We start from the raw sequence: 9355 nt of genomic DNA on the forward strand, positions 1-9355 counted from the left end.
ACAACTGAATACCGCCGCGCCGCAGAACTTACGCAGCGCGGGGACAGCCGCCTTTACCAGAGGGCGGTTTTTTTGTGCGGCGGCATATGCTGACCGCCTTTTGTCCGCTTGCCGGACAGCCGCAGACGCGGCAGAAAGGATATATTTATGGCATTTTTCAATAGCGCAGTAGACGTTTTGCAGACCCTTGTTGTAGCACTTGGAGCCGGGCTTGGTATCTGGGGCGTAATCAATCTGATGGAGGGCTACGGCAACGACAATCGTGCGACACGTTCGTAACTGAAAAGGTTACGCACTAAGTCGAAAGGCTAAATAGCCTGAAATCTTAGGAGAACTGACAATCCGATGGGTGGAATGATAGGGTAACGCCTTGAAACGCCCACACTGATACTCCGATTGGCGGCGGTATGCAACTGCCTAACCGTCAAAAGCTCGGTGAAGTCGGCAGAGAGTGACCGTAAGCGGGATTTTTTTACCGCACGAAACCTGTCCAGAGGTGGACGGCGTCACCTATATGCCGGGTGTCGGATACTCATGGTGAGAATGTATGAAAATACTGGCGTACTTCCGAATGTACGGGTCTAAACGTTTGGATTTGTCGAAAGGCATTTCCCCATTAAATTGGGGTGTCCGTGGATTAGTAAGATTGGTTGTTATGAACGTCCACATACCGTTACAGGCGGTAAGATTCTTTGAATTGGACACAGGCTTAGAGGAAGCGCCTAAAAGTATTCAATGATAGGATTGTTGGAACGTGGTAAACCGGGACGTGAATGATAAGGCTGTTGCAGGCTGATGTCACGCTGATAAGGAAAAGCGAAAACCAGCAGGGAATGCTGGTATATCAGTTATGATATTCCACTATCGCTATAACTTATCTTAATTCTGGCGAAAGTGGTGGCACAGTACCTATGAAGCGGGAATAAAAAGCCCGTGGAGGGATAGCCACCAGTCGGATTTAGAAACAAAAACTGAAAACATAACAAACACAGCTTCGAGTATGACAAAGAAAATCCTAACCGAAAGGGGTGGGTGCCTGTGTTGACTTCGGAGCAGCAAAAGCACAAACCAAAACAAAGCAAAATCCGCTATACGGAGTATTACGACCTGCAAAGCATCTTTGACAGTCTGTATGCTGACAGCCTGAACGGCAAGACCTTTCAGAACCTCATGCGCCTGATTGCAAGTGAGGAAAACATCAAACTGGCATATCGGACAATTAAGGGCAACAAAGGAAGCGGTACTCCCGGCGTGGATAAGCGGACAATCAAAGACCTTGCCGCACTTCGTGAGGAACAATACGTCCGTCTTATTCAAAAACAGTTCAGTTGGTACACTCCCCGCCCGGTGAAACGGGTGGAAATCCCCAAACCCAACGGAAAAACAAGACCGCTGGGGATTCCTACAATTGTTGACCGCATAGTGCAGCAATGTATTTTACAAGTGCTTGAACCAATCTGTGAAGCAAAGTTCCATGAGCGTTCCAACGGCTTCCGTCCGAACCGCTCTACGGAACACGCCATAGCACAATGCTGTCGGCTCATGCAGGTACAGCACTTGCATTATGCGGTGGATATTGATATTCGTGGTTTCTTTGATAATGTAAGCCACGGCAAGCTGATAAGGCAGATGTGGGAAATGGGTATCCGGGACAAAAAGCTGTTGTGTATCGTCAAGCAGATGTTAAAGGCACAGGTGGTACTTCCAGATGGAATGAGGACAACTCCAACCAAAGGAACGCCGCAGGGCGGCATTTTGTCGCCACTGCTCTCCAACATAGTGCTGAATGAGCTTGACTGGTGGGTGACTTCCCAGTGGGAGGAAATGCCTACCCATTACGAGTACAAAACCCGGCAGAACGCCCACGGTACAGATATTAAAAGTCACACCTACCGGGCGCTCAGGCGGAGCAGACTCAAAGAAATGTACATCGTGAGGTACGCTGACGACTTCAAAATCTTTTGCCGGAGCCGGCAGGACGCTGAAAAGGCGTTTGAAGCAACGGGGCTATGGTTAAAAGACCGGCTCGGGCTGGAAATCAGCCCGGAAAAGTCTAAAGTCATCAATCTAAAACAGCGGTATTCGGAGTTTTTGGGATTTAAGATGAAAGTCTGTCCCAAAGGGAAAAAATACGTGGTCTGTTCACACATGAGCGATAAAGCCATAAAGCAGGCAAAGGGAAAAATATCTGCCGCTATCCGGGCGATACAGAATCCGGCAGATGACCGGGCGCAATACATCGCCATTCAGCAATACAATTCCGTGGTTGCCGGACTGCACAATTATTACCGTCTGGCAACACACATCAGCGTAGATTTTCCAAAGCTGTCCTATGGACTGAAACTGCAAATGGCAAACAGACTGCGGGAATTGACATCAAAAGGAAAACTGGAACGTGGATTTATCAAGGAACGGTATGGCAAGAGTAAACAGCTAAGGTTTCTAAACGGACACCCTCTCATTCCAATGGGATATGTCCAAACAAGAAACGCCCAGCACAAAAAGAAAACCGTCAATCGGTATACATCGGAGGGACGGGCAGAAATCCATAAAAATCTTGGTATCAATACCGATACGATGATATGGCTCATGCAAAACCCTGTGTTGGATAAAACGATTGAGTTTGCAGACAATCGGATTTCGCTGTTTGCGGCTCAATATGGGAGGTGTGCCGTAACTGGCATTGACCTTATGCCTCATGACATTCGCTGTCACCATAAAGTGCCGCTTGAAAACGGCGGTACAGATGAATATGGCAACCTTGTTCTTGTAACCGAAGCAGTACATATCTTAATCCATGCCACTTTGGGAGAAACAATCCAGAAGTACCTAAATGAACTCCAACTGAACAAAAAGCAACTGGAAAAACTGAATAGACTGCGAAAACTGGCGGGAACGTCTGTAATCGCATAACCAATCTTTTAATGCTGTAACGAAGTGTGTAAGTTATGTTTAAAACGTAAAATTTCTAAATTCGATGGGGCGCCGTGTGCGGTGAAAGTCGCATGCACGGTGCTAAGCGGGGGAAAAGCCGGAAACATTTGAAACTGTAGGCTTACCTATCGCAATCGGGCGCGAAAAGCCAGGGCATGAAGCAGGTTATGGCTAATTAGATGTAAATAAAAGCGGAAAGGAAAAGCACAATCCAGACGGAACCGGCGAGCCGTCAAGAAATATTGCGAGTTAGCAAGAAAACTGCTATAATGGGAAGCACGAACCCCAGCACTGGGAGAAAGGCAGGACGATAAATGCACATAAGCTATCAACCGCTTTGGAATACATTGAAAGAGCGGAACATGAGAAAAGAGGACTTGCGGCTTGCCGCAGGACTCACCACAAACCAGATTGCCAATATGGGAAAGGGATTGCATATCAGCATGGAAACCCTGCTTCGTATCTGCGGGGCGTTGGATTGTGATATTTCAGATGTGATTGAACTGGAACGAGAAAAATCTTCTTCTGGTGAAGCAGAAGATAGAATCAAAAAGTCGAAAATTCCTTGCTGAAGAATAGCAATATTCCAACATTGAAAATATAACAAAGTTAGGACGTGGAGGATAAATGTACAAAGTATTTTCATTTACAAACACCGATGAAGCTGCTCCTTATATGGATAAAAAGATTCTTCGGTATATTGATGAACAGATTACGGACAGTTTTGAGTGTTTTAAGGACTGCGATATCCTTGCATTTGACTGGTACGATGTTCAGAGTGAAAAAAAAGAGGATTTTAAGATGCTCTTATATCTGGACGGAAAGGATTTGCTGGTATTTTGTGAAACCTCTGAGGCAGAAGAAAAAGCAAATATGATTCTGCATACGATGACAGGGGAAGAAGGAGCAACAAATGAGCGGCTTTTCTACCATTTTTTTTCGTTACTGCTGAAAGGAGACATGGATTTTTTGAATAATCTTGAGGAAGAAATCAGCAATAATGAAGACAAGGTGCTGTCCGGCGACAAGGCATCCTATTTGAAATACATTACTGCATGGAGGCAGGAACTGTTGCGCCTGAAACGCTACTATGAGCAGCTTAATTTCATTTTTGATGAAATGACCGTGAATGACAACCAACTATTTAGCGAAGACGGAGTCCGCAGATTGATGACTTTGAGGAATAGAACGGACCGTTACCTGAGTGCCGTTAAGAATTTGCAGGAAATGGTGTCCCAGCTCCGGGAAGCATATCAATCCCAGCTGGCGATTGAGCAGAATGATCTGATGAAAATTTTTACAGTGGTGACAGTAATATTTCTCCCGCTTTCGCTTCTGGCAGGGTGGTACGGGATGAATTTTTCACATATACCGGAACTCAAATGGAAATATGGATATCCATTGGTAATTCTGGTGAGCATTGTGACAGTCGCAGCGTTAATTTGGAAATTCAAAAAGAAAAAATGGTTATGATTCGCTTTTTAAGAGGACACAAAAAGTTCACAAAAAAATTAGCACTCACCATTGACAAATGCTAACAAGCGCGCTATAACACAGATAGAACAAAGGAAAGGGAAACGGAACAGATGAGAGGTTCCGATTTCTTCCCAAGTATTCTTGGTTCTGATTGACAATTCGGTTTTAACATTAAAAAAGGAGCGATGACTTATGATGTTACCTAGTGTTTTTGGTGAAAACTTATTTGATGATGTTTTTGATGATTTTTGGGGGTTCCCGTCATTTGATGATAAAGCAGAGCGGAAGTTATACGGGCACCATGCAGCAAAAATGATGAAGACGGATGTGCAGGAGCACGATGACCATTATGAGGTGGATATTGACCTGCCTGGTTTCAAGAAGGATGAGATTACTCTGGAACTGAAGGACGGCTATCTGGTAATCAGCGCCGCAAAGGGCCTTGACAAGGATGAGAAGGAAAAAGAAACAGGCAAATTTGTACGTCAGGAACGTTATGCAGGCAGTATGAGCCGTTCTTTCTACATCGGCGAGAATGTGAAAGAGGACGATATCCATGCAAAATATGAAAGCGGGGTATTGAAGATTAACATTCCAAAAGAAGAAGCGAAAGAACCGGAAGCTGAAAAAAAGAAATACATTGCCATCGAGGGATAACGGCACCTCTTAACATAGAATAAAAGGATATTGCCCGGAGCGGGAAGCTGTGAAGTTGCCCGTTCTGGGCTTTTCTATATCATTTAAACAAAAAACAATTCAGCCAGCCGGAACCGGCTGGCTGTCCTACTGTTCATTATGCTCCAACACCGCTTTTATCATAGCAACGGCAAGCTCCTGTTTGCTGGGCGACACGTCTTTCCAGAGTGCTTCCAGCTCCTTGATTTTGCTGATTTCGTTTTCTTCCAATTCATCTTGAAGCAGATAATCAGGGGAAATCCGCAGGGAGTTACAAATATCTATGAATACCGGCAGACTGGGCATTTTCACACCGCCCTCAATCTGGCGAAGATACGTTGCGTTGATATTGCATAATTCCGAGAGCTTGTCTGCGGTAAAGCCCCGGTCTTTTCGTACCTCATTGATACGCTTTCCTAATCCTTTTCTCTCCATTGCCACCACCCGTTTGTTAGCTGTCAGTTATTATTTTGTACACCATAAGCCTATAATATGATTGTCATTTATCATAGATTCTGTTAGACTATGTTATATTAGCTAATAGCTAAACGGAGGGCATGAGATGAAAAGAATGTGGGAAAAAGTAAAGGAAACATGGCGGGAATTTTGGTTCGTTTATGAGGACGAGGAAGATTCCACACAACACCTAAGCCGGTCAGATAAGCAAAGTATCTGGTGCGGCTCATTTCTTATGTGTGCGTTCACGGCGGTTCTATGTATGGCTGGAATTGCAATCGGGAATATCCGTAACAACCGCCAGTATGAGCAGGACGTGGAAGAAACACTAAATATGATAGCAACCTACTTTGCCACCGCCACCGAGGACGAGTATGACGAGATAGCCCAGACTATCCGCCATGATTTGGTATTCAGTGAATACGGCAGGGATATGGAGAATTTGATACAGTACATTCCGAACACGTCCGAGAGCTGCCCCACCTGCCAGGAAAGCTATCCGGCACAGGCATTTCTTGTTTGTGTCAATACAGGAGAAACCTATTCCCTTGACGTGTATCACACAGACGAAAGCCCGGATGATGAATACGGCGGTATGCGCCTGTCCTTTGGTTATGATGAAATCAGCGAAGCGAGTATTCATGTAACATCATATCCGGGAGAACAAGACGGCTATGCAGAGATTTTCCGGGGGCGGCGGATTGTCAGCGCCCACAAGATGAAGTCTGTTTTTTGTGACGATTGTATCAGGGAGATTCTAAACACGATTGACGGGCAGCTATTGGAGGAAGTTGTTCTTTTTGACGCAGAACAAAAAGCCTTTTATCCGGTCAAGGACGAGGAAACGCTTCAAATCGGAAGCTATGGGCTGGCTGTCAGCTATGACAGCGGGGATTTCAGGATTGATATAGAATATGTCAGCGAATAAAGGCGCTGCCGTTGCAGGAACCGCAATTCCAACAACGGCAGTTTTTATTTTCTCCTGCGCCGGAAATTCAAAGGATTGTTTTTAATGACCGGCGATTTTGCCAGCACTTTTTTCAAGACTTTCTGCTCATCAGGGGGCAGCTTGTCAAAGTCGATACCCAGCATATTTAAAATGACTTTCCAGATTTTTGTCAGGTGGTCGCCGGGGAATTTCAGGGCGTTTTGAATATCTTGCGCCATTTTCTTTGCGAGGGAGAAATCCGGCGTGCTGTCAATGTCGTGTTCATGGGCTTTCCGTATATCGTGGAGAATGGAATCCCATGTTTTATGCGTTATATGGCAGAAAAAATCTTCTTCCTCTAATTGGGCGGCAAGAAGCGTTTCCGAATATAAATCCCCGTCCACATAGCGGTGCTTCTGAATGAGGGCAAGCCGCTGTTCTTCCAGCCCTTCGTTCATATCCCGGAAGCGGGCGGTCGCATGACCGTCTATGTAAATTTCCGTATCGGTCATCAGCCGCTCAAACTTTCCGTGGGTGATAATCTCACAGAGCAGACGGTTATTGATTTTGCCGCTTTTCAAAAGCTCCACTGTTTCATCATTCAGGTGCAGCTCCATTAAGGGCGTGTTTACCTGCTCCCTGTTTTCTGTCCGGCACAGCAGGTAATCAAGGGACACCCCGTAGAAGTCCGCCAGAATAACGAGGTTGCCATGATTGATTTCTTTGTAATCGTCCGCTTCATAGCTGCCAAGGGCAGACTTTGAAATGCCGGTCAGGTTTGATAGTTCTTCCAGCTTCAGCTTTCTCTCTGTGCGTAAATCCTTTAGCCGTTCCTGTATGCTAAGGCGTGATTTCATAGGCGAATGGCTCCTTTCCGGCGGCTCCCCCGCCGCTCTCTAAAGATTATACCACACCATTTCCGAGAACGTGGAAATTTTCGATTTTCAGCTGGATTTCCTACTTTATGGATATACGGAGCAGGGTACAAAAATGTTCTATCATACAAGTAGTTCATCGGTGAATCAATTCAACCGAATGACCGGCTTGTGTGGGATATGCGCCCCGGAGATGTAGCGCCGTGACCTGCGGCAGGGAAATGGAGGAACCCTGACCGCAGCGAGCGTACCAAGGGGAGCGAAACGCCGCCGTGAGAATCGGGGGCAGGAACGACACCGGGGAGAACCGGCAAAATGGACACCAAAACGATACCAAAAACCAACAATCGGGCAAGGTATAGCCTACCCTGCCCGTAATACCACGGGGGATTTTCGGGCGGCTCTATGGCTTGAATTTCCCTGAAAATCGCCCCGAAATGCAACACAAAAATCTGCTATCCGTCCACCGGCGGCTGTTACCGCCAGCATGGGCGGATTTTTCATTAAGGAGGCACTATGCCGAGAATGTCAAAGAAGTTGAAGAAAGAGCTTGCTTTCTTCTTAAACGAGCGTGGACGCAGGAGCTACAACGAGCTTTGCCGGAAATGCCAGCATGATTGCAAGCAGAGCTTCCGGGCGGTCATTGTGGCTTGCCCCCGCTATCTTTCCAAACGCTCAAAACAGAAAAAGGAGGACACCAACTGAATGGAATATGAATTTATGACGATTGACACACCCCTGCCGCCCAGTATGCCTCTGCCGAGAGCCATGCTGCGGCTCCCGATCAGCAGCACCGCAAAAATCATGTACGCCCGTATGCTGGACGATGTTCTGGCAAATGGCATAGAGGACATGAACGGGATTTTATTTATCTGTTTCCCGATTGTGGAATTGTCGGCGGCGCTCTCCCGCAGCACCATGACCGTGAAGCGTTCCTTAAACGAGCTGGAAGCTGCCGGACTGATTGTGCGGGTGCGTCAAGGCTTTGGGGAGCCGAACAAGATATATGTACTCATTCCCAGAACGGAGGGCTGACGCTATGAGTGAAAAGCTGGAAAAACTCAATCAGGAAATAGAGAAAACCGAAGCAAAGTTGCGGAGGGCGCAGCATGAGGAAAAGATTCTGGAACACCAGATAAAGACGCTGACCCGAAAAGAGCGGACGCACCGGCTCTGTACCAGAGGGGCGGAGTTGGAAAGATACCTGCCCCACCCGGAGCTTTTGCCGGAGGAACAGGTCAAACTGTTCTTGAAGCTGCTCTTTCATCGGGACAGCACCCGGCAGCTCATAGAACAGATATTTGCCGGAACCGGCACAGAAAAGGAGGACACGGAATGAATGTGAAATTTTCAAAGGACGAGCTGGCTATGGTTTACCAGTACGCCGCCGCCACGAAACAGGAAACTCTTGCCGGACTTCGGGAAATCGTGCCGGTCATTCGTGACAGGCAGGCGAGGGAGATTGTGGAAAGCACAATTCGAAAGCTGGACGCTATCCCGGAGCCGGAGTGCCGCCGCTTTATCGCTGACACCAGACAGCGGTTTATCCAGAAGCGGGACAATTCAATCCGGCGCAGGCTGGCGGAAGCAAAGGCGCAGACGAGGGAGAAAACGCCCCATTCCAAGAGAAAAGAGCCAGACCGGGAACGGTCATAATAGCTTCCAGAGCGGTAAGCGTGGCTTCCCCCTCTGAAAGAGGGCGCAACTATACACCGGTCGAGCCGGTGCGTTGCGTCCTGCCGGAAGCCCCTTGCAGGGAGCAGATGATTTCCGCAGATTTTCAATCTGTTCCAATCATCACAGGGGAAGCTACACTTCCCCTGCGCTGGCTGCCGCCAGCTACCCCTTTGTGGACTTGCCGCCCGGGAACACCTTGCGTTGCAAGCTGTTCCCGTCCAGCAAGTTTACAATTCCTCTATTCCTAATAGTGGCCGGTTATGGTATAATAAAGTCAACGACAAATTCTTTAGGTTAGAATCAATGATGGGGTAAACGAAAAAGCAGTTTTGGC

The 9355-nt window shown here is 47.1% G+C and carries 11 protein-coding genes and 1 pseudogene; 10 read left to right on the top strand and 2 right to left on the bottom strand.

The features are described from left to right. Nucleotides 1-147: 147 nt before the first annotated feature. The 5 genes and pseudogenes from FGS84_RS25560 to FGS84_RS25580 all read left to right on the top strand — a co-directional run. Nucleotides 148-276: pseudogene (locus FGS84_RS25560) on the top strand (Maff2 family protein); the annotation flags it as partial. A 756-nt stretch (nt 277-1032) separates the two neighbouring features. Then, the gene (gene ltrA, locus FGS84_RS25565) at nt 1033-2913 is read left to right on the top strand and encodes a group II intron reverse transcriptase/maturase (RefSeq protein ID WP_347563889.1); all 1881 of its coding nucleotides are present in this window, start codon (nt 1033-1035) and stop codon (nt 2911-2913) included. A gap of 335 nt (nt 2914-3248) precedes the next feature. Continuing rightward, nucleotides 3249-3506 (top strand): helix-turn-helix transcriptional regulator, encoded by a 258-nt coding sequence (locus FGS84_RS25570; RefSeq protein WP_070470271.1) that lies wholly within the window; start codon nt 3249-3251, stop codon nt 3504-3506. A 55-nt stretch (nt 3507-3561) separates the two neighbouring features. After that, complete coding sequence (locus FGS84_RS25575; protein WP_070470268.1) at nt 3562-4407, top strand: CorA family divalent cation transporter; 846 nt, start codon at nt 3562-3564, stop codon at nt 4405-4407. 195 nt (nt 4408-4602) lie between these two features. Beyond that, nucleotides 4603-5067, top strand: a complete 465-nt coding sequence (locus tag FGS84_RS25580; protein ID WP_138311067.1) for an Hsp20/alpha crystallin family protein — start codon at nt 4603-4605, stop codon at nt 5065-5067. A gap of 126 nt (nt 5068-5193) precedes the next feature. Here FGS84_RS25580 and FGS84_RS25585 read toward each other — a convergent pair whose 3' ends face one another. Then, a complete protein-coding gene (locus tag FGS84_RS25585; protein WP_070470262.1) occupies nt 5194-5520 on the bottom strand; it encodes a helix-turn-helix transcriptional regulator in 327 nt (108 codons plus the stop codon). Nucleotides 5521-5647: 127 nt separating this feature from the next. Here FGS84_RS25585 and FGS84_RS25590 point away from each other — a divergent pair, with 127 nt between their 5' ends. Beyond that, a complete protein-coding gene (locus tag FGS84_RS25590) occupies nt 5648-6469 on the top strand; it encodes a hypothetical protein (protein WP_070470260.1) in 822 nt (273 codons plus the stop codon). Nucleotides 6470-6513: 44 nt separating this feature from the next. Here FGS84_RS25590 and FGS84_RS25595 read toward each other — a convergent pair whose 3' ends face one another. Further along, on the bottom strand, nt 6514-7326 hold the full coding sequence (locus FGS84_RS25595; protein ID WP_070470257.1) for a helix-turn-helix transcriptional regulator: 813 nt from the start codon (nt 7324-7326) through the stop codon (nt 6514-6516). Between the two features lie 534 nt (nt 7327-7860). Between FGS84_RS25595 and FGS84_RS25600 the strand changes: the two genes are divergently transcribed. From FGS84_RS25600 to FGS84_RS25615, 4 genes are read left to right on the top strand one after another with little or no spacing between them, the layout of a single operon-like run. Next, entirely contained in the window at nt 7861-8049 is a 189-nt protein-coding gene (locus FGS84_RS25600) for a hypothetical protein (RefSeq protein ID WP_083283837.1), read from the top strand. Beyond that, on the top strand, nt 8050-8379 hold the full coding sequence (locus FGS84_RS25605) for a DeoR family transcriptional regulator (protein WP_070470252.1): 330 nt from the start codon (nt 8050-8052) through the stop codon (nt 8377-8379). 4 nt (nt 8380-8383) lie between these two features. Next, on the top strand, nt 8384-8683 hold the full coding sequence (locus FGS84_RS25610; RefSeq protein WP_070470249.1) for a DUF3847 domain-containing protein: 300 nt from the start codon (nt 8384-8386) through the stop codon (nt 8681-8683). Further along, nucleotides 8680-9000: a transposon-transfer assisting family protein gene (locus tag FGS84_RS25615; protein ID WP_070470246.1), complete on the top strand. Its 321-nt coding sequence runs from the start codon at nt 8680-8682 to the stop codon at nt 8998-9000. The genes FGS84_RS25610 and FGS84_RS25615 overlap by 4 nt, the downstream gene beginning before the upstream one ends. Nucleotides 9001-9355: the final 355 nt, after the last annotated feature.

This window comes from Clostridium sp. 1001271st1 H5 (assembly GCF_005845215.1).
GTDB lineage: Bacteria > Bacillota > Clostridia > Lachnospirales > Lachnospiraceae > Enterocloster.

What these genes read in the sequence shown, in the direction of transcription:
- FGS84_RS25580 (WP_138311067.1), top strand. Translation starts at nt 4,603, where the DNA reads ATGATGTTACCTAGTGTTTTTGGTGAAAACTTATTTGATGATGTTTTT.
- FGS84_RS25595 (WP_070470257.1), bottom strand. Translation starts at nt 7,326, where the DNA reads ATGAAATCACGCCTTAGCATACAGGAACGGCTAAAGGATTTACGCACA.
- FGS84_RS25605 (WP_070470252.1), top strand. Translation starts at nt 8,050, where the DNA reads ATGGAATATGAATTTATGACGATTGACACACCCCTGCCGCCCAGTATG.
- FGS84_RS25600 (WP_083283837.1), top strand. Translation starts at nt 7,861, where the DNA reads ATGCCGAGAATGTCAAAGAAGTTGAAGAAAGAGCTTGCTTTCTTCTTA.
- FGS84_RS25610 (WP_070470249.1), top strand. Translation starts at nt 8,384, where the DNA reads ATGAGTGAAAAGCTGGAAAAACTCAATCAGGAAATAGAGAAAACCGAA.
- FGS84_RS25590 (WP_070470260.1), top strand. Translation starts at nt 5,648, where the DNA reads ATGAAAAGAATGTGGGAAAAAGTAAAGGAAACATGGCGGGAATTTTGG.
- FGS84_RS25615 (WP_070470246.1), top strand. Translation starts at nt 8,680, where the DNA reads ATGAATGTGAAATTTTCAAAGGACGAGCTGGCTATGGTTTACCAGTAC.
- FGS84_RS25575 (WP_070470268.1), top strand. Translation starts at nt 3,562, where the DNA reads ATGTACAAAGTATTTTCATTTACAAACACCGATGAAGCTGCTCCTTAT.
- FGS84_RS25570 (WP_070470271.1), top strand. Translation starts at nt 3,249, where the DNA reads ATGCACATAAGCTATCAACCGCTTTGGAATACATTGAAAGAGCGGAAC.
- FGS84_RS25585 (WP_070470262.1), bottom strand. Translation starts at nt 5,520, where the DNA reads ATGGAGAGAAAAGGATTAGGAAAGCGTATCAATGAGGTACGAAAAGAC.